The following is a 20,981-nucleotide window of genomic DNA, read 5'->3' on the forward strand; positions in this document are numbered from 1 at the left end:
CATTTCTAACGCTCGGAGAATGGCTGATTTGGACTGTTCTCACAACTTTGCCAAGATCGCTTTCTGGGCAAGCTGTCGTTGCCTATGTCCAATGAAGGTTGCACCAAACCATCGAAGGCTTGGAAGGTCTAGTTCCAGCCCAAAGCACACATGACTGTCCTTCACCTCGGGCGGATTACGGACCTTCGCTGAAGGTTGTACCAAGGTTAGCTATGCGGGACTATGCTGTCATTAGCAGTCACTCTACCAATGTCTGCTAACCAACATATCGTTTCAAGAACTCCGAAGTTGCAGTCTGCCCTTCTGCAATCATCTGTTTGGGTGTTCCTTCAAATACCAGCTCTCCACCGTCGCGACCACCATCGGGCCCAATATCTATTATCCAATCGGCTTGCATGATGACATCAAGGTTGTGCTCGATTACGACGACGGAATTTCCTCGATCTGTTAGCGTCTCGATAATATCCACGATCTTCGCGACATCGGTAACATGCAGGCCCGTTGTTGGCTCATCAAGCACATAGGTGTTCCCGGATTTGTGCAACTCACTGGATAGCTTCACACGCTGACATTCACCACCAGACAGCGTGGAGAGCGGTTGGCCCAGGGTCAAGTATCCAAGACCAACCTGGTGCAACAGTTCCAGCTTGTGACGGATATCCGGATCGTCAAACACGGGGATCGCGTCTTCTACCGAAAGGTCCAACACATCAGCGATGGACCTACCCTTGTAGAGATGGCTCAGCGTCTCGGGATTGTAGCGTTTACCCTCGCATTCCTCGCACGTTGTCTTGACTGGATCAAGAAACGCCATTTCGGTTTCCGTATAGCCCAACCCTTTGCAGCGCGGACACGCACCCTTGGAATTGAAACTGAACAGCTTGGCCGAAACACTGTTGGCGTTTGCGAATACGCGGCGGATGTCATCAAACGCCCCGGTATAGGTCATCGCATTGGATCGACTGGACCGCCCTATACCCGACTGATCAACCGTGATCGCTTCGGGCTGCTGCTTCAATAACTCAGTGTTGATGATCGAACTTTTTCCCGATCCTGCTACGCCTGTGACGCAGACAAAGACACCCATGGGAATATCAACGTCGATGCCCTTGAGGTTGTTTGATCGGGCATCCCGAATGGGGAAATGCCCTTTAGCTACGCGGAATGTCTCTTTGACCTTCGGTTTGGCCGTAAGGCCGCGCCCTGTGAGGCAATCCGATGCCAAAAGCGCCTGATAACTGCCCTCAAACATGATCTGACCACCGTGACCTCCCGCCTGTGGTCCCACATCAATCACATGGTCAGCGATTTCAATGACATCAGCGTCATGTTCAACAACCAATACAGTGTTTCCGCGATCCCGCAGTTTGCGCAATAGGCTGTTGAGCTGGCTCACATCGCGGGCGTGCAGCCCTGTGCTTGGTTCATCCATGATATAGAGCATTTCGGTCAGGCTCGATCCAAGCTGATTGGCGAGTTTGACACGCTGCGCTTCGCCGCCCGACAGCGTTCCCAACTGACGAGAAAGAGAAAGGTAACTCAGCCCAATTTCCGCCAAGTGCTCTGACTTTTTGCGAATTTGATCCACCACCATTTCGGCGCGTGGATCATCAATCGCGTTCACAAATGCGATCAATTGATCAATCTCATAGTGCGACACAGTGTCGATGTTTTTGCCATAGATCGTAACGCCCAAGGCAGCTTGGTTCAGCCGCGCGCCGTTGCACGTTTCACAAGTTTGCACCGCCATATGCGCCTCAATCGTCTTGCGCTTGCGGTCTGACAATTCGTCAAAGTTCTTGTTCACATAGAGGCGATTGATTTTGGTGATCACGCCTTCATAGGTGACCGACAAGCCAGCCCCGTCACTCCCCAGAGTGATCAGCTCGGGCTCACCGAAGAGGAGCTTTTGATAGAGGTCTGTCGGGTATTGATCGAGCGGCATGTCATTGTCGAACAGTCCTGATCCCGCATAGAATTTCCAGTAGATACTATCGACATAGAATTCAGAAAACAGGATTGCGCCGCCGTTCAATGACTTCGTCGAATCGATAATCTTGTCCAACTCAATCTGCATAGTGTGGCCGGATCCGTTGCAGGTCAGACACATGCCATCGGGTGAATTGAATGAGAAATTGGTGGACGCCCCGATCACAGGTTCTCCGACCCGAGAGAACAACAGACGCAGATAGGTGTAAATCTCTGAGGTCGTCCCCACCGTCGAGCGCGACCCACCCACGTTGCGTTTCTGTTGCAGAACAATGGCGGGCGAGACGTTTTCAATTAGGTCGACATCCGGTTTCGGAATCCGAGGTAGCTTGCCCTGCACGAAGGTTGAGAACGTGCCATAAAGCTGACGCTGTGCTTCCGCATTGATAGTCTCGAACACCAGTGAGGATTTTCCTGAGCCTGACACGCCCGTAAACAACACGATCTTATTGCGAGGGATGTCGATATCGACATTCTTGAGATTGTTCTGGCGTGCGCCACGAATGGAAATATCAGTCATTTGTCACTTCCTATTGGTAGGCACTGCGCGATCTAAGACCCAATCAAGCCCATGCAGAAAGTCATCGGTGGTCAGTGGGTTATCGTCGCTCGCTGTTGCAGACAGAACAAATCCATGGCTGTAATCGACAAGCAGATGCAGCAGCACGTCGCCTTCATCCCCATCATTGAGAACCTTTGTGTTCTGGCTGAGTGTTTCTGTTATCTGATGTAGGGCTGGCCCCATAAGTGACGTGTCACTTAGGACTGCTCGCAGGAGGTGAGCATTGCGCAAGGCGCAAGTGCAGTAACGGGTCAAAATCAATCGCGCCTGTTCGGTTGCTGTCTGACCGTCAATCTCTCCGAGCGCGTTTTCGAACGCAGCCTCGATGAGATCAGCCAATAATTCGGTTTTGCTACCCGAATGGTATGTGACAGCCATTGGTGTCACACCAAGCTGGTTCGCAAGGGCGCGGAATGAAAGCGCGTCTACACCGTCTCGCTGCACGATGGGCAGAGCGACGGCAATGATGCTTTGCTTTGACAGCTTTGAATCGGATTTACGCGGACGTCCCGCACCCTGCGCCTTCGTCATGCGGCTTTGACTTTGTAGACAAGGTCAACCAGCCCCGATGGAAACTGCTCGCTTGAAACCATCTCAAGGTCCGTGTCGCAGTCCGCATTGTCGAAGATGCGAATACCCGCGCCTATCAAAATTGGAACAATCGTGATCTTCATGTCAGCGATCAGCTTCGCTTTCATGAAGGATTGGATGACCGCGCCGCCATCAACGTAAACGCGCTCAAAGCCGCGTTCAGTGAAGTTTGCCATCAACTCCGCAGGTTCATGCGCCATGATTTCCACTTTGCCCCGAATGCTATCGGGAACATCGTTTTGCGTCATTGACCGGCTCAAGACGACGACCGGCTTTGCATAGGGCCATTCGCCAAATCCAAGCACTGTGCGGAACGAGCCAGACCCCATGACGATCACATCAACGCTGTCCTGAAAGGCGTCAAACCCGTGGTCCTCGCCCTCAGACGGCTGCTTATCCAGCCAATCAAGAGTGTGATCCGGTCTCGCGACAAACCCGTCGAGGCTCGTCGCCATCATAATGTGTCCGGTTGGCATACTGGTCTCCGATGCAATTAATTATATGCCATATAAATAAATACATCAGAGCTGACAAGTGCAATGGTTCAGGCGGGTGAGGAACCCGCATTGCCGCCGCTCGATCCGCCCCGCCAGTGTGAGTTGGCTGGCGGAACTGTCAGGCGTCCGCTCGCAGCCCAAAGCGGCCCTTGCCTGCCGACAAGATGGGCGGATTGCAGACATTCGCCGCAAGTGCGAGAGCAAATGCTACGGTTCCCGAAAGCGGCCATTCAAAACTCGAAGCTACTCGGCGTCCATGCTGCGCCAAGGATCAAGGTCAGCAATGCGCAGATAGCGACCTTTGCAAAGCTTAACGAACGGCCCAAACCTGCCGATGACCAGATGTGCAAGCGCTGCATTGCAGCTTTCCCAAAGCAGCCGTTCGACACATGGTGCGGCATTTTTGATGGCTAGAAGGCAGCACTGCGCAGGAAGTGGACTTTGCAAAGCCAGAGCGGCTTACCTGAAGCGGAACTTAGTCCTGAGCGCGGCGAAAGCCAACGAAGAGCCCAAAACGTCGAAGCTCACGCAGCGTGACTTGCAAAACCGTGCTCAGGAAAGTCGCACTAAACTCATACGTTCGGGTGAAATAAATGCGGTGCGTTACAGTTGAGCTGGAACAACGCCCACTTCTTCAGAATAGGCTTCCCACGCGGTCGTTAGTTCAAGGAGTAGTTCTGGCATTTTTTCTGAAAGGTCGATGCTTTCGCCCGGGTCAGATACGAGATCAAATAGGTGCCAGCTCCCGTCGCCATATGGTGCCGGAACCAAAACCGCTTTGAAGTCTCCTTTGCGAACCCATTTGCCTCCTGCCATTTCTCCGGCAACAATTTCATCGGGACCATACAGAGAGTTTTCGTCACCGGTCAAAAGCGGCAACATCGAACGGCCTCGTGGAGGTTCGACCTGACGGCCATTGAAAGTCTCCGGATAATCTACACCAGCAGCGTCCAGCAGCGTAGGAAGGATGTCCCAAACATAGGCGAACGCCCCTGTCGTTTGGTCTTTTGAAATACCCGGGCCCGCGATAATCAAGGGCACGCGAATACCACCCTCGCCTACAGTTTGCTTGTAAAGCCCAAGAGCTCCGCTTGAGGCGGCCGCAAATCCGGGACCATACGCATAGTTTGAACCTGGGTGACCAAGGTTTTCGTAACTATGATCGAACTGGGCAATGAATTCCGGTTCATCCGCCCCCGGATAATCGACAGAATAGAATGGGTTGGATCCATTGTCGGAAAGGAACACAATTATTGTATTTTCCAGCTCACCAATGTCCTCCAGAAAATCAATGACGCGGCCATAGTGATAGTCCATGGCATCTATCATCCCGGCATAGACCTCCATGCCACGCGCTTCGGTTTGGCGCTCATAAAGTTGCAGTTCTTTCCATGGCGTCGTCATTGGTTGAGGGCCCGGCAAAGGCGCATCATTCGGGATCAGGCCAAGCTCTTTGGATGCCGTCCAGCGCTTGGTCTTTAAGACATCGTATCCCTCGTCGTACCAGCCGTCGTATTTCGACATCCACGGTTCCGGCACATGGACGGGATCATGTGGCGCGGTAAAAGCCAGATAGCCAAAGAACGGTTTTCCGTCGCCCCGATTGGCCCTAATTGATTTAATCAGAAAATCGGCATAGCTGCGACTTGAATAAAAATCTGTGGGAAGTGTTTCCAGAAACTGCCCGTTAGACGCATATTTGGCAGGGTCGTCTTCCGGTAATATACCAAGCCTATCAGCCCAATGACTGGCACCTCCAACAAGCATCGTCAGGGTTGTATCGAATCCTCGGGTGAAAGGAAGCCGGTCTTCTGAGTGGCCAAGATGCCATTTACCGGCCATGTAAGTGTTGTACCCTGCGCTCTGCAGAATTTCTGGTAACGCCGCGACGCGATCGTTTAAATAGCCCTCGTATCCCGGCTGACCGCGTTGGTTATCGACAAGCATCTCGCTCATGGTTCCAAGTCCCGCGATATGATTGTCATTCCCCGACATCAACATGGCACGAGTAGGAGAGCAGGATACAGATGCGTGAAAGTCAGTGAATAGCATTCCCTGCGCTGCCAATTCGTCAAGACGAGGGGTTTCAATTTCTCCACCGTAGGAGCCAATATCGCTCCATCCGAGATCATCAGCCATCACCAGAAGGATGTTTGGCCGATCCCCCGCTTGGGCCATCCCTGAAAACATGATCGAACTCAATACTACAAACGAATTGAGAATTAGACGCTGCATCAGAAAACTCCGGGAATTTGGTTTTCGCCAAAAGATAAGTTCATTAACGACGCAATCAGTTATTTTTGCAACCCCGCTCTGGGACCAGCTCAGTTGTGTGAGTGTCCGCTTTCGCCAAATTCACTCAAGAGTGCGACGGCGGCTTTGGGCTGCGAGCGGACGCCTGACAGTTCCGCCAGCCAACTCACACTGGCGAGGCGGATCGAGCGGCAGCAATGGGCAGAAAGCGAACTTTGCAAAGTCTGGAAATCTTACTGACAGCACTGTCTGAAACCGTTGCGATGCTGCGTGAAAAGCGGCCACTGGAAAAAGTTGCAGACCGACAAAATGGGCATTTGTTGTGCTCACGTCGAGCATCTAATCCTAGTTGGAAGTTTTCAGTTAGAAAGCAGAAATAGTATTTGCAACTATTTGGAAAGAGCAAATGTTTCCGACTTCTGACCGCTTGGGGACATTCCAAATTTTCGAGAATACTCACGGCTAAACTGTGTCGGGCTTTCATAGCCCACGTGGTAAGCCGTTGCAGCCACGGACTTGGTTCCAGAAATGAGAAGTTGCCGCGCCTCCAGCAGACGCAAATCCTTTTGATACTGTAGAGGTGTGGTGGACGTGACCGATTTGAAGTGCTCATGAAAGGCCGATAGGCTCATACCAGATGCAGCCGCAAGGTCGGCAACCAAGATATTGCTTTTGTAGTTATTGCGCAGTGTGGTGATGGTTTTGGATATACGACTTGCCGGGCTGTCTTGCTTGAGCAATTGACGCAGCATTGTACCATGACTTGCCCGCAGAAGTCGAAAGTGGATTTCCTTTAGCACCAGCGGTGCCAGTGCCTCAGTCTCAACCGGATCAAAGGACAGGCGAAACAATCTGCCCACGGCATCAATGAGTGCGGCGTCAGACGCTGCGGCGTTTAGCGAATGCATATTGCCACTATCAACGTCCTCAAGCCCCTGAAATTCAGCAGACATGCTGCGTAGCAAATCCAAGTCTAGCCGCAAGGCCAGGGCTGTGTAGGGTGCCTGAGGGCTGGCCTGAATGACCGCAGCATCAACCGGGACTGCGTGACTCACGATCAAGGTATCCCCGGCGGCATATTGGATGACTCGCCCACGGGCATAGGCCTCTTTTGCCCCCTGCAACACTAGGCACATGATCGGCTCATAAAATGCAGCGGAACAATCTGTCTTCTCGAGATTGCCGATTGCATAGAGCCCTTGAATATCGGTTTCGCAGCCAGTTCCCAGGGCTTCTTGGGATACCACGTGCTGAAAAACATCCCGAGCCAGATCGTCGAGTACCATGTGAGAGCCTCCCTGTTCCAGAAAATCATAGGTCATGATCGCGGTGCGGTGAACGTCAAAGCCGCAAGAACTGGAGAATTAGGCAGACCATTTGGAGGATCAGGCAATGGAACTGGGCTGGGCAATGCTAAATTAAAGACAGGCAAAAACAGGAGTTGTCTTCATGTCCCTGACCATTTTGATCACAGGCGCATCTTCCGGCATTGGCAAGGAAACTGCGAAACTCTTTGCCTCGCGCGGGTGGAATGTAGTTGCCACGATGCGTGCTCCTGACAAGGAAGACGATCTTGTTGGAAACGAGAATGTACTCGTCACCCATCTGGATGTGACCGACCCCGAGACGATCAACGCAGCTGTCGCCGCCGGAATTGCTAAGTTTGGCAAGATCGACGTTTTGCTCAACAATGCAGGCTACGGGGCTTATGGTCCCTTGGAAGCCTTTCCAATGGATCGGATCCGCCGTCAGTTCGACACAAACGTGATTGGCTTATTGGAAACGACCAAGGCAGTATTGCGGCACATGCGATCACAGGGTTCGGGCACAATCGTCAACGTCTCTTCAATTGGCGGCCAGATGACCTTTCCCTTGGGGGCGCTCTACCATGGGACAAAGTTTGCGGTCGAAGGTATTTCAGAAGCATTGCATTTTGAACTGGAGGCTGCGGGCATCAAAGTTAAAATTGTACAACCGGGCATGATTGCAACTGACTTTGGCGGGCGTTCATTTGATTTTATCAATGATGAAGCAATGACAGAATACCAACCTGTTGTTCAGGCCCTATTCGGAGCTTGGGGCAGCGAAGAAATGGCATCCCGTGCGTCGCAACCTATCGTCGTTGCTGAAGTTATTTATCAGGCGGTGACTGATGGAAGTACGACCCTACGCTACCGCGCTGGCGTAGATGCGGTTGAATTGCTCGATAATCGCAAGGCCTTGGACGACGCCGCGTTCATAAGCGGCATGAAGGCGCAGCTTGGTCTGTAATCAGGGCCGAAGAACGGGCTGGCACGATGCGTTGGCCGCATTAGCTGTTCCAGCTCTTTCATCTGACGTGGTCCAGGCACCTGCACAACAAGCTCTGCAAGATCTGAATGCGAACAAAAAATATAACCTCGAAAAAATAGCCAACAGGGAGTCCTAAAAGCCATGGCAATATCACTCAAACTAAACGGTGAGACACATACCGTTGACGCCGAACCGGGCACGCCACTCTTGTGGGTTATTCGGGATGAATTAAAACTAACTGGTACCAAATTCGGATGCGGTGTGGCCTCTTGCGGAGCCTGCACGGTGCATTTGGATGGCGAGCCTGTCCGCTCTTGCCAGACCTTCATTGAAGACGTTGAAGATGCAGAAGTCACCACCATTGAAAAGATGGAAGAGGATAGGATCGGTGCTGCGGTCCAAAAGGCCTGGTTGGAATTGGATGTGGTTCAATGTGGCTACTGTCAGTCTGGCCAGATCATGAGTGCAGTGGGGCTACTGCGTGAAAACGCGACCCCAACCGCGCAGGAGGTAGACGACTATATGCATGGCAATGCCTGCCGTTGTGCCACCTACCAGCGCATTCGCGCGGGTGTTCTCCGTGCAGCTGATATTCTGGAGGCTTAAAACAGATGACGATCAATACATCGCGCCGTAATTTTTTGAAAACCGCAGCCGCAGCCACCGCTGTCCTCTACGTCGGAGCAACCTCTAAAGGCGTCAGCGCGGCATCCGGTTCAGCAGATGCTATGTTGAACCCATTTGTTAAAATCGACAGCAATGGATCTGTCATTGCTATCGTAAAGCACTTTGAGAAAGGACAAGGCCCGGCCACTGGTCTAACGTCACTCATCGCCGAAGAGCTCGGTGTGACGATGGATCAAATTGGCTATGAATTCGCCCCCTCCAACCCAGAAGTCTACAACAACACGCTGTTTGGGCCGTTCCAGGGCACTGGCGGTTCAACGGCCATGGCGAATTCCTGGATGCAGTATCGCACGGCTGGTGCCAATGCCCGTGAAATGCTGATCAAGGCGGCGGCAAAGGAATGGGGCGTGGAGGCTTCGGCCCTGGATATTCAGGCAGGGGTGATCTCTGGTGCTGGTCATTCTGCACCTCTGGGGGCTTTTGTTGCCACTGCCGCTGGCATTGCACCCTCTGAAAGCCCGCGATTGCGCGAACCTTCAGAGTGGAAGATCATTGGCAACCCAAACACCAAACGGAAAGACAGCCCCATCAAGGTAAATGGCACGGCCAAATTTGCCATGGATGTGCATTTGGACAACCAAATGGTTGTGATGATCAAACGTACACCGCAACGTGGTGGTCTCGTGGCAAGCTTTGACGACAGCGCCGCAAAAGGCGTCAAAGGTTTCATCATGGCGCAGGCTCTGCCGACCAAACACGGCGTCGCTGTCTATGCAGAAAACACCTGGGCCGCAATGCAGGCGCGTGAAGCGCTGGAGGTCGAATGGGATCTCGCTGCGGCAGAAACGCGGTCCTCGCAGGAGATCAAGGACGAGGTTCTGGCAGCCCTTGGAACTGCACCGACCTATAACGTCAACAAGGCGGATCGAGCAGCGGTGAAATCCATGGTCGACGGTGCGGCCACGATGATTGAAAAGGAGTTCTATTTTCCGCTTTTGGCACATGCCCCAATGGAGCCGCTAAATTGCACTATTGAGCAGACCGCAGGGGGCGACATTGTGCTGCATGATGGCGCACAGATGCCGACGGGGCCGCATATGGCCTATCAGCAGATCTTTGGCCTTCCGGCGGAAAAGATCCACATCAAAACGATGTTAGCAGGTGGTTCTTTTGGTCGCCGCGCAACGCCGGATGCGGACTACCAGGTCGAAGCCGGGTTGGCCTTTGTTCTGACGGACCGGTCCCGCCCGGTGAAGCTGGTTTGGGATCGTGAGGATGACATCCGTGGCGGCTATTACCGGCCATCGGCGGGTCACAAAGTACGTGTGGGTTTGGATGGCGCAGGCAATATCATTGGTTGGGAGCATCAAGTGGCTGGGCAGTCGATCATGAAGGGCACCGCCTTTGAGGCTTTTGCTGTGCATGACGGTGTTGACCACTCAACGGTCGAAGGCATCGCTGACAGCCCTTACGCTATTCCAGGCATGGCGCTTGGTTTGACGGATACAGAAAAAGCGACGTCGGTGCTTTGGTGGCGTTCGGTTGGTCACACCCATACGGCCTATGTGATGGAAGTCATGATGGATCTGGCTGCCAGAACAGTTGGGCAAGATCCCGTAGCGTTTAGGCTGAAATATCTTGCAGGTGAGGCTGACCAAGCTCGCAAAGCAGCGGTTTTGAAACTGGCAGCGGAAAAGGGAAACTGGGGCAAACCAGCGGCAGGAAATGTGCAAGGCATTGCCGTGCACAAGTCCTTTGGGTCTTATGTGGCAGAAGTGGTGGAAATTTCTGGAAACTTGGCGGATGGTATCCAAATCGAAAAAGTCACCGCTGCCGTCGATTGTGGCATCGCTGTAAACCCCGATGTAGTCAAAGCCCAAATTGAAGGAGCCATAGGCTACGGCATTGGGCACGCCATGCGTGACCAAATCACCCTAGATGGCGGAGCGGTAGAACAGTCCAACTTCCCAGATTATGAGCCGCTAAGGATCTCTGACATCAAGGCGATTGAAACGCATATTGTGGCATCTGCCGAAGCCCCTAGCGGTATCGGAGAACCTGGCACCCCACCTTCTGCACCAGCATTGGCCAACGCAATAGCGCAGCTTGATCTTCTTGTTGCGGAATTGCCTATGAGCGCAAATGGAGTTTCATTCGCATAGTATTTTCGCAGCACAGCAACCAACTGTGCTGCGACCTCCTCTAAGTTTTCGTTTCACTTTTCCCATCTGTGGGCAAACGTCGATAACCGTTTTTGACAAGGTCAATGGAATTGCCTACAGCCACATTCATCTTCAAAAAGAAAGAAGGGATGCTTTGCACCGATTGGGTTTAATGCAGCGAAGTAGGTAGAGGTTTATACCAATTGAATGACCGCTTTCAGGAGGCTGACACTTAAGACTAGCAACTGCGGCATTGATAGCGCGGAGTTCCATGTTGGTGTCCGCTTTGGGCTGCGAGCGGACGCCTGACAGTTCCGCCAGCCAACTCACACTGGCGGGGCGGATCGAGCGGCAGCAATGCGCAGATAGTGAACTTTGCAAAGCGCAGCGTACGGCCGAGTCTGTTTGAAAACTCAGCTCAGTGACTTCTCTTGGCGCGTTCGTTTTATACACCTGTGGAAACGCTTCGCCAACTGCGCGACAAAACGCAACTAAGGCCCGTTTTTGGCAGGGCGAGCCGAGCGTCAGGAGTTTTCACACAGTCCTGGCCCAAATCGGAGCTCGGTGGCATTTGTCGTGAACGCCTGCTCACAAGAAGCTTAGTTTTTATTGTTTCGCTATTTGCAACCACTCTGGAAAGTTTGCGGAAATGAAGCCACTGGCCGTACAACGCCCCAATAGGTAAAAATGAAACGATACTGCAATTTTCAACCCGCCTTTCGCCGAAACTGACTTTCGAAACTGCACATTTTGGTAGAATGGCCCATCCAGTTTTGAACGAGCCATACAAGTATTAGTGCCAACTATCGAAAACCTCTCGGGTCTCGATGCTTTCCGGGCGCAAGTTCTCGATCCCTCCATAAGGCACGCCTTTGCCAATCGGCAAATGAGGATACTTTGCAATCATGTTCGTGTGGCGCTTGGTCATGTCCTGAAACGATGCACCGGCCCACAAGGCGATGCCGATGATCGGGTTCATCTCACGCGGGTCACGCAACAGGTTGAAGACCGGAGCAGCTGCCCCCGGCAATCCCGGTGCGGGCATGTGCATTTTGATATCCTGCTTTACAATCGAGCGCAGCAGAGGGCCTTCATAGACATACACATAGTCGCGACGCGAATTGCCTTCGCCTTCGATCAACAGCGCAGTTTGGTCCACACCATCAATCACCCGATCCCGTGGAATATAGTCCATGCCACCTGCAACGCGCGCAAATGTGGTGAACAGGTCGGAAACGTGAACGATGTCCCCCGCCGCACTGCCTGCCGGAATAACACCGGGCCAGCGCACAAAGGCATCCGTGCGCACGCCACCTTCAAGGTGCTGGGTTTTACCCCCACGATAGATCAACTCCATCATACCCGAGTTGGGCGAGTAGTAATTGAAGATGCCGTTGTCTGACATGAGTACGACAATCGTGTTGTCTGCCTTGTCGGTGTTGTCGATGGCGGTAAAAAACTCGCCCAGCCATTCGTCCAGCAACTCCATCTTTTCAGCCATGTAACCGCCGTTACGTGATTTCTGCTGCTCTTGGTCATAGACAAAATTCAGTGGGTACAGCGGCCAGTATTGCATAAAGAAGGGCTCGTCTTTAGCCGCCAGGCTGTTGATTTGTTCAATCGCCTGTGCCTGATAACGCACGTTCATCTCGTGATACTTGGCCTGTGTCCAGACTTCACCCGCTTCCATATGCACTTCGCGCGCCTGCTTGCCGGCTTCAGCTTCCAAGCCGGTCACAAGACCATACGGCCGGAACCGTTGGTCGATTGCGAATGGATTGGTTTCACCCGAAGGGTCAAACCCAATCATGTTGTTAGCTTTCATCGCATCTTGGGTCATGAGCGACAGCTGTACCTGCTGGTGAACTGGGAATGCGGCCCAGTCAAAGCCTTGGTTGTGTGGAAAAGACTGTTCGATGTCGCCTTGGTGCCACTTGCCGACGTGGGCGGTGTTATAACCAACCTCCTTTAGGATTTCAGCAATCGTGACCTCTTCGGCGGCCAGTCCCTCGCCAACAAGGGCGACCTTGACCTCTTCCTGCCCTGCACGTACCGGGTGTCGCCCTGTCAGCATGGCGGTGCGGGTCGGGGTACAGGATGGTTCAGTGTACATCCGCATCAAGCTCATGCCCTCGTCGGCAAAGTCATTGATGTTGGGTGTATTGATCCCGGTCACATAGTTCATTGCCCTGTTTCCAAGGATACCAAAGCTGACGTCATCTATCAGAACATAGACTATGTTTGGCGGTTTGCCGCCATTTGTATCACGGATTTCGGCGAGCTTGGCGTCTATGTCTTTGTCCTGAGCCGCCCATTGGTCGCCCAATTGAGCCTCGAGGTAGCGGTACTCTCCGTCGCGGACAATGCCGTCGCCTTCTGCCAAGACTGACGTCCCCAGCAAGAGCGAGGCGGCAATCACCATTGATCGTTTCATGCGCAATTCCTTTTTCTATGTTATCATAATAGCTTACGTTTAGCAGCGTGCGTTGATTTGATCCGTCCATGAAAATCATACCGTTCTACCATTAAAAAGCATATCTTTGTTTAAACTCAGATTTAAGCCTAGAAATTCTTTAGACCGAAAAGCTGCCATTCAGGCACATCACAGCGAGGGTTGAATTCCTGCCCTACGCGCAGATCGACCATGTCCGCTTTGGGCTGACTGCGGTCATCTGAAGGTTTTCCCCAACCAACCCACGCTGGCCGAAATGATCGAGTGGCAGCTTTGCGCAGATAGTGACCTTTGCAAAGTTTGTTTAAGTTTTGGCTGAGCGAACTTTTTTACGCCCAGCGAAAGCGCTTGTACTTGGCCCAGGTTTCGAAAACCGACATTGGGTCTACTTGCGACTTGCGCCATTTCGATTCCTTGTGCCAAGTGACATTTCCGGCGTTTGCGCGATGACTATTGGACGCGCAGTTATGCTTTGTTAGAGTGCGTTGATCTTGGGAGATCGAAATGACGCGCCACTTAGCTGCCATCCTTGCCGCTGACATTGTCGGCTATTCGGCCATGATGGGGGCCGATCAGGAAGGAACATTGACAGCGCTCCGATCGTTGCGGTCAGAGGTTTTTAGCCCGACGGTGGCGGGGCATCGGGGAAAAGTCGTCAAGTCGATGGGTGACGGTTGGCTCGTCGAATTTGGATCCAGCGTAGATGCCGTGACGTGCGCCATGCAGGTGCAGGACCGAGTAGCTGGGCAAGATAAGATCCGATTGAGGATCGGAATCCACATTGGCGACATTGTGCATGAGGATGAGGATGTCTTCGGCGATGGGGTCAATGTAGCCTCCCGGCTCGAAGCATTGGCTGATCCCGGGGCGGTGGCGATTTCGGATGCCGTGTTTGGCAGTCTTGATGGAACATTACAGCCTTCGTTCGATGATCTAGGCACCCAGGAGCTCAAGAATATTGCGCGGCCCATTCAGGTTTGGGGCCGAGGTAAGAGCACATCAGTTTCGGCAGATCGTGTGTCAGGGAATGCACGGTCCTCTCGAACTGGGTTTCCGCAACTTGCGGTCCTTCCTGTTTCTTCTTCGGACGCGCGAGAGGAAATCAGTGAACTCGCCAGCGCCTTAACAGCTGACTTTGCCGATTTTCTTGGCGGTGCGCGATGGTTGAAATCCTCGGTTCAGCAGGACCCGTCTCCAAATGCCAATGTGCTTGAGACAGCCCTAAGGGCTCGCGGCGACCGGCTGCGATTGGAGGTACGGGTGTTGGCTCCGGACGGTGCACAACTATGGACCGGGAAATACGACGGCAGCCTAGTCGACAGTTTCGATTGGCAGGACGAAATTGGTAGCGAGGTTGCGTCGGAAACTCTGACAGCACTTCTTGACCACGAGCGTGCGCGGTTGGCAGGCAAGACGTTGGACGAGATGTCCGCGGAGGAATGCTATGTCTCAGGTTTGATGAGTGTTGAGCTCGTCGATTGGGACGCGATGTCGAGCGCGTTGGAGTGCCTTACTGCCGCCATCGAGAAGGATCCCTCGTTTACAGAGGCTTATTCGGACGCAATTGTCTATTATTTTGCGGCAAGCAGCATCGGCTATGCGGACCTGACCGAGCTCTATGGCGAACGGTTCGGACAGTGGATGGCCGAAGCCAGCGCACATGTCAAAGCATCACCGATGATCGAACTCGCGCTTGGAATTGGCATGTTCCGGCGTGCCGGCGACGTAACCGTTTTGCGGCGAGCGATCCGTTCGGCGCTGCGACGGGCCCCGTTCACCATCGAGGTCGTTTTGTTCAGCGGCTGGGGGTATGCTTGGATGGGCGAACCAGAGCCAGCAATTGATTGTTTTCGTCAAAATGACCGCACAAACCGATTTAGCCCGTTCGTTGCAGCAGCGGCAGCCGGGCTGTCTTTTGCGTTGCTCCAGTCTGGCGAGGACGAGGAGGCAATCCTGGAGGCGAAGCGCGGCCTCGAACTCACGACGGAGTTCTCGACCTTGCATCGGGTCATTGCCTCAGCCGCCGCCCACCTTGGACGGATGGAGGAGGCCTATGAGGCTCAACGGGAAAATGAGCGGATCAATCCGGGCGACACAATCCAGATGGGCTGGAAGCGCAACGCTTTCGCCGATACCCCCGGCACCCGCCGATACTATGAAGGGCTGCGACTTGCCGGCATGCCTGAGGGAGATGAATGACCTGCCGTATATCCACGATCCTTTCTGCAGAATTCATAGTGGCCGCTTTTCATATCAGAGAAAGCAATCGGGCGGCCCTAGTGCTAACCTAATGAACGCTTTGTAACGCGCTTGGCCACAAAGCCTTCACTTAACGAATGTCTGATTAAACGATCCCTGACAGAGCACCCGCGTTGCAGTATCCTGTAAAATGCGGCTCGCAAATGCCCTTCTCTGCAGGATGTATCAAGGGCTGCTTGGGGCTGACTGCTGTAGTCCGCAGATCCGGCAGCGCCAGACCATACTCCGAGGTAAGAAAGGCGAAAGTGTGATCATCCAACTGCTTAAGTCCAAACCAATGCCATCTCTTGGAGCGACAGCTGTCAATGCAATTATTGACCTCCCGATCCCTCACGATAAATTCACAACTATGAAAAAACGCAAAAGTCCCTGCATCGATGTTTGTGAGTTTACTGGCCCGAGTGGCTGGTGTCTTGGCTGTGCCCGCACTCGGGAGGAATGCTTAAGGTGGAAAAAAATGAAACCTTACGAGGCAAATATCATTGAGAAGGAACTGAATCGTCGCATGACTAAAATGATCCAAACACCACCTTAGCTAGAATAAGGCTGTCATCAGACTTCGCAAAGCTCCCGGATTAAGTTTCTTTACGCCTAGGTCAGGCAACATCATAGATGGTAGACGAACGACAGCTTTGGGCTGGTAGCAGCCATCCGCAGGAGATAGCCGCTTTGCGCAGAAAGCGGAGTTTGCAAAGTTCAGCGAACGGCCCATACCGGCCCTTCATGCTCATCGCAACTAAGGACCGCTTCGAGCCCGAAGTGCATTTCTTCTGCATCGTCGCCAATGGCTGCTCTTGGGTTTGACACCAAAGGCGATGGCACTTAGGTAAATAGTACAGGGGTGCGCAAGAACCCCGTGAGGCGCCAGCTCAATCTTGCATCCTTCCAATTCTCACACCTTCCGAGGAGGATACTCTATGGCGTCTTATAATGAAATTTCCGTACCTACTTTGGCCCGCCTAATCGGGACCCCCGACTGCCCTGTGCTTCTTGATGTGCGCATTGATGAAGATTTCGACGATGACCCAAGGTTTATACCTGGCGCATTTCGCCACCCCTTCAAAGATGTCCTCGATCTTGTTGATGAGCTTCAGACGCGTTCGGTGATAGTCTATTGTCAAAAGGGTCTTAAGATCAGTCAGGGTGTAGCGGCTCAGCTACGCGCATCGGGGGTGCAGGCCGAAGTTCTTGAAGGCGGGCAATTCGCATGGAGAGATGCGAAACTCCCAATGGTCATGACGGAAAAACTTCCGCCGCTGGACACGTCAGGACGCACGGTGTGGGTGACGCGCCATCGGCCAAAAATCGACAGGATCGCCTGTCCGTGGCTCATTCGCCGTTTCATTGACCCAAAGGCCCAGATTCTGTTTGTTGCAGCCTCACAAGTGACCAATGTGGCAGAGCGTTTCGGCGCGACCCCCTTTGATATTGAAGACGTCTATTGGAGCCATCGTGGAGAGACCTGCACTTTTGATACGATGGTCGAAGAGTTCGGTATTGGACATGACGCACTGACAAAACTCGCTGCAATCGTGCGAGGTGCTGACACCAACCGACATGATCTAGCGCCAGAGACTGCTGGCCTGCTGGCAGCATCTTTGGGGCTGTCGCGCATGTTTCGCAATGATTTGGAGCAACTTGAGGCGGGTATGCTGTTGTACGATGCATTCTACCGATGGGCGCGCGACGCGACGAATGAAAGGCATGATTGGCCTGCCGCTTCGGCAAAGGGCTAAGTCATGAGTAATACGAATAGCGTCGAGCTGGACTTGATACCGTCTCTTGCCGACGCGACGCGCGTGTGGTGGAAAATCGGCATCCTTTCTTTCGGTGGGCCTGCTGCGCAAATCGCGCTGATGCACAAGGAGGTAGTTGATGACCGCAAGTGGTTGTCCGAGCAACAGTTCCTCAATGCATTGAGCTTTTGCATGCTTCTGCCCGGCCCTGAAGCTATGCAACTCGCGACATATGCCGGTTGGCGGCTGCATGGCACGATTGGTGGTCTGATTGCTGGATTGCTTTTTGTCATCCCCGGAGCGGTTATTATTATGACGCTCGCCGCGATTTACAGCATCTTCGGGAATGTACCACTTGTCGAAGCGCTGTTTTATGGGATCAAGGCCGCTGTCCTGGTGATCGTTATTGAGGCGTTGCTACGCGTTTCTAAGAAGGCCCTCAACCAAAGGCAGCATTGGGTCATCGCGGGTGCTGCTTTTGTTGGGATATTCTTCCTCACAATCCCATACCCGCTGATCGTCTTGATGGCGGGTTTCTATGGCTTGATCACCGTCCCCACGCAGTCCGAGCGCGACACGGTCGATATGACCCATGTTTCGGCTCAGAAGACAGCGGGTACAATCGTACTCTGGCTTGCCATCTGGTTGCTTCCGTTGGTGGCACTGACCTGGTTGGGCGCGCCTGATTTGCTTGTTAAGGTAGGGACGTTCTTTAGCACCCTCGCTGTCGTAACGTTTGGCGGTGCCTACGCCGTTCTTGCCTATTTGGCGCAAGACGTAGTGGTGCAGTTCGGCTGGTTGACCGCAGGCGAGATGATTGATGCCTTGGGTTTGGCCGAAACTACACCCGGCCCGCTGATCCTCGTGACACAGTTCGTAGGTTTCCTCGCGGGCTTCAAGGAAGCAGGCCTTTTGCTTGGTGTGATGGCTGCCGTCGTCGCGCTTTGGGTTACTTTCGTACCATGTTTTCTGTGGATCTTCGCCGGTGCCCCATACATCGAATGGATCTCAAACCAGCCAAGGTTGCAGAGCGCGTTAAAGGCGATTACGGCGGCGGTCGTGGGGGTCATTCTCAACCTCTCGGTTTGGTTCGCCCTGCATGTGCTGTTCGGCACCGTGACCCACGAAAGGTGGGGGATCGTCACACTGTGGCTGCCGAATCTTGCCACTATAGAGTGGCTCGCTTTGCTTCTGTTTGGTCTCAGTAGTTTTCTGGCCTTCCGATTTCACTGGGACATCATCCGCCTCCTAATCGCCGCTTCGGTTCTGGGCGCAGCATTGCGGTTACTACTCTGATGTGGTTGACGCAATTCCGGACTTTGATTTGAGAGCAGCAAAGTGGCGCCTTGTCCGCATAGCCGCCGTCCAATTCGCAAAACCCTCGACTTATCTGACTGAACTTGTCAGATGACTGCCATGAGCCCATTTTGCCTGATGCTGCACGGTCCACGGATCGCTGACCAACGCGCGAAAGAAGCTTTGCGCTGACGCCAGATACTGGAACCTGCGTCGCACAAAGTACAATCCGAAAACATCTTGTATCTACAATTATCGTCATGCTTCACATCCATCTAGGTGTAGTACAATCTGGCTGTATCTGGTGGGAAGGGAGTTTGGCTTGCAGTATCACCTAGAGGGCTTCCGAGCAGGCGATCCGTCAATTGCTAAAGCAAACGACAGGAAAGCAGACGATGAAGTAGATGTTCTTATCGTTGGGTGTGGCCCCGCCGGGCTGACCCTTGCGGCCCAATTGAGTGCCTTGGATGATCTCAAGGTGCGTATTCTTGAGCGCAAATCAGGCCCCCTGGAGGTTGGGCAGGCAGATGGTATCGCGTGCCGCTCAATGGAGATGTTCAAAGCTTTTGGTTTCTCGGAGAGGGTGATCAAAGAGGGCTACCACGTAAACGAAGTCAGCTTCTGGCGACCGGGACCGGATGGTGTGCCTCTTTCTCGCGCAGACCGCACCCAAGACGTCGAAGATGATCTTTCGGAAATGCCACACATCATTCTAAGTCAGGCTCGTATCCATGACTTCTATCTTGAAGTTATGGCCAATTCACCAAGTCGTCTGATCCCAGACTATGATCGAGAACTCGTTTCTTTTACGCGCGACGATACGCAGGCCTATCCGATTGAAGCCACGTTCAAATGTCTGGCCGCAGACGGAGGACCCGAGACCATTCGCGCGAAGTATCTTGTCGGTTGTGATGGCGCACGCAGCAAAGTTCGCTCCGGAATGGGCTTGGAGCTGAAAGGGGCATCAGCGCGGCAGCTTTGGGGGGTCATGGATGTCTTGCCACGCACCAGTTTCCCAGACATTCGCTTGAAATGCGCAATCCAATCAGTTGACCAAGGCAGTATCCTGATTATCCCGCGCGAGGGCGGATACATGGTGCGTCTTTACATTGAACTTGATGCTTTGAAGGAGAACGAGCGTGCGGCGGATCGCGGAGTTACTGCGGACCAATTGGTCGACAAAGCTCGCAAAATCCTGAGCCCATTTCAATTTGAAGCTGCTCAGGTCGCTTGGTGGTCGGCTTATGAAATTGGACAACGTGTTTGCGATAGTTTCGACGACGTATCACAAGACGTGGGTGGTGTGGCCGAACCGCGCGTCTTTATTGCCGGTGACGCGTGCCACACCCACAGCCCAAAAGCGGGTCAAGGCATGAATGTCTCAATGGCCGATGCGTTTAATTTAGGCTGGAAGCTCGCAGCCGTTTTACGTGGGCAGTCTCCGACAGAATTGCTTGATACCTACTCGTCAGAACGACAAACCAAGGCTCAGGAACTTATTGATTTTGATCGAGATATGGCGCGTCTGTTCAGTGAGAAGCCAAAGTCCAAAGAAGAAGCTGCGCATTTCCAAACCTACTTCAAGAAACACGGTCGCTATACCGCTGGGGTCGAGACATGCTATGATCCGTCGCTGATCACAGCCAATGACTCCACTCAAGCGCTCGCGACGGGCTATCCAACAGGCAAGCGCTTCCATTCTGCGCCGGTTATAAGGTTGGCCGATGCAAAATTCATGGAGCTTGGCCATACTCTAGTGGCGGACGGGCGTTGGCGGATCATCGCGTTTGCCCCGGCGTTGGATACTGGAATTCACGGCGGCCCGATCAGCAAGTTATGCGCGGGCTTGGCAAGCCTAATTGAGCGAGTAACACCTAGAAGTCGGGATGCAGATGCGGTCATAGATGTACGCGCAGTTTTTCAAGTGCCATACCGAAACATGGACTTCTCTGAGCTTCCGTTTGTATTAAGACCCTTCAAAGGAACGATGGGCCTCACTGATTACGAGAAGGTGTTTTGCGCAATTCAACAAGGAACCAACATCTACGATTTGCGTGGCATCAACCGTACCAAAGGGGTGGTCGTTGTCGTGCGCCCCGATCAGCACGTGTCTCTGGTTGCACCGTTCGATGGGTTGACCAATGTTAGCGACTATTTTGCAAAAGTTTTGCTAACTGTGGGCGATGCGTAAGACGTACCCAGGGTCGGGGTGGCAAGCTTTTTGAAACCTACGCTACCCGTGCCAAACCAGCCGTTGGTGAAAAA

14 protein-coding genes are annotated in these 20,981 nt (G+C 53.1%); 8 read left to right on the top strand and 6 right to left on the bottom strand.

The annotated features are described in order from the left end of the window. Positions 1-256 precede the first annotated feature (256 nt). From ABWV33_RS13540 to ABWV33_RS13560, 5 genes are all read right to left on the bottom strand, one after another. Positions 257-2,509 (bottom strand): ATP-binding cassette domain-containing protein, encoded by a 2,253-nt coding sequence (locus ABWV33_RS13540; protein ID WP_353331431.1) that lies wholly within the window; start codon positions 2,507-2,509, stop codon positions 257-259. Positions 2,510-2,512: 3 nt separating this feature from the next. Then, positions 2,513-3,082 carry a TetR/AcrR family transcriptional regulator gene (locus ABWV33_RS13545; protein WP_353331433.1) on the bottom strand — a complete coding sequence of 190 codons (570 nt, stop codon included), beginning with the start codon at positions 3,080-3,082 and terminating at the stop codon, positions 2,513-2,515. Further along, on the bottom strand, positions 3,079-3,618 hold the full coding sequence (locus tag ABWV33_RS13550) for a dihydrofolate reductase family protein (RefSeq protein WP_353331435.1): 540 nt from the start codon (positions 3,616-3,618) through the stop codon (positions 3,079-3,081). Before ABWV33_RS13550 ends, ABWV33_RS13545 begins: the two co-directional genes overlap by 4 nt. Positions 3,619-4,242: 624 nt before the next feature. Then, a complete protein-coding gene (locus ABWV33_RS13555; RefSeq protein ID WP_353331436.1) occupies positions 4,243-5,874 on the bottom strand; it encodes an arylsulfatase in 1,632 nt (543 codons plus the stop codon). A gap of 407 nt (positions 5,875-6,281) precedes the next feature. Further along, positions 6,282-7,178, bottom strand: a complete 897-nt coding sequence (locus ABWV33_RS13560) for an AraC family transcriptional regulator (protein WP_353331438.1) — start codon at positions 7,176-7,178, stop codon at positions 6,282-6,284. A 163-nt stretch (positions 7,179-7,341) separates the two neighbouring features. Here ABWV33_RS13560 and ABWV33_RS13565 point away from each other — a divergent pair, with 163 nt between their 5' ends. The 3 genes from ABWV33_RS13565 to ABWV33_RS13575 all read left to right on the top strand — a co-directional run bounded on the left by ABWV33_RS13565 (position 7,342) and on the right by ABWV33_RS13575 (position 10,973). Next, the gene (locus tag ABWV33_RS13565) at positions 7,342-8,163 is read left to right on the top strand and encodes an SDR family oxidoreductase (protein ID WP_353331440.1); all 822 of its coding nucleotides are present in this window, start codon (positions 7,342-7,344) and stop codon (positions 8,161-8,163) included. A 162-nt stretch (positions 8,164-8,325) separates the two neighbouring features. Continuing rightward, positions 8,326-8,790, top strand: a complete 465-nt coding sequence (locus ABWV33_RS13570) for a (2Fe-2S)-binding protein (protein ID WP_353331442.1) — start codon at positions 8,326-8,328, stop codon at positions 8,788-8,790. A gap of 5 nt (positions 8,791-8,795) precedes the next feature. Further along, positions 8,796-10,973, top strand: coding sequence for a xanthine dehydrogenase family protein molybdopterin-binding subunit (locus tag ABWV33_RS13575; RefSeq protein WP_353331444.1), 2,178 nt, complete (start codon positions 8,796-8,798; stop codon positions 10,971-10,973). 793 nt (positions 10,974-11,766) lie between these two features. Here the strand turns inward: ABWV33_RS13575 and ABWV33_RS13580 are convergent. Next, complete coding sequence (locus ABWV33_RS13580; RefSeq protein WP_353331446.1) at positions 11,767-13,407, bottom strand: sulfatase-like hydrolase/transferase; 1,641 nt, start codon at positions 13,405-13,407, stop codon at positions 11,767-11,769. Between the two features lie 522 nt (positions 13,408-13,929). On the opposite strand from ABWV33_RS13580, the gene ABWV33_RS13585 reads away from it, so the two are divergent. From ABWV33_RS13585 to ABWV33_RS13605, 5 genes are all read left to right on the top strand, one after another. After that, entirely contained in the window at positions 13,930-15,624 is a 1,695-nt protein-coding gene (locus tag ABWV33_RS13585; protein ID WP_353331448.1) for an adenylate/guanylate cyclase domain-containing protein, read from the top strand. A gap of 409 nt (positions 15,625-16,033) precedes the next feature. After that, entirely contained in the window at positions 16,034-16,219 is a 186-nt protein-coding gene (locus ABWV33_RS13590; protein WP_353331511.1) for a DUF1289 domain-containing protein, read from the top strand. A gap of 382 nt (positions 16,220-16,601) precedes the next feature. Next, the gene (locus ABWV33_RS13595) at positions 16,602-17,420 is read left to right on the top strand and encodes a chromate resistance protein ChrB domain-containing protein (protein ID WP_353331450.1); all 819 of its coding nucleotides are present in this window, start codon (positions 16,602-16,604) and stop codon (positions 17,418-17,420) included. A 3-nt stretch (positions 17,421-17,423) separates the two neighbouring features. Continuing rightward, the gene (gene chrA / locus ABWV33_RS13600; RefSeq protein ID WP_353331452.1) at positions 17,424-18,716 is read left to right on the top strand and encodes a chromate efflux transporter; all 1,293 of its coding nucleotides are present in this window, start codon (positions 17,424-17,426) and stop codon (positions 18,714-18,716) included. Between the two features lie 322 nt (positions 18,717-19,038). Beyond that, complete coding sequence (locus tag ABWV33_RS13605; protein ID WP_353331454.1) at positions 19,039-20,907, top strand: FAD-dependent monooxygenase; 1,869 nt, start codon at positions 19,039-19,041, stop codon at positions 20,905-20,907. Positions 20,908-20,981 lie beyond the last annotated feature (74 nt).

Origin of the sequence: Phaeobacter sp. NW0010-22, from assembly GCF_040365955.1 — a bacterium.
GTDB lineage: Bacteria > Pseudomonadota > Alphaproteobacteria > Rhodobacterales > Rhodobacteraceae > OMPR01.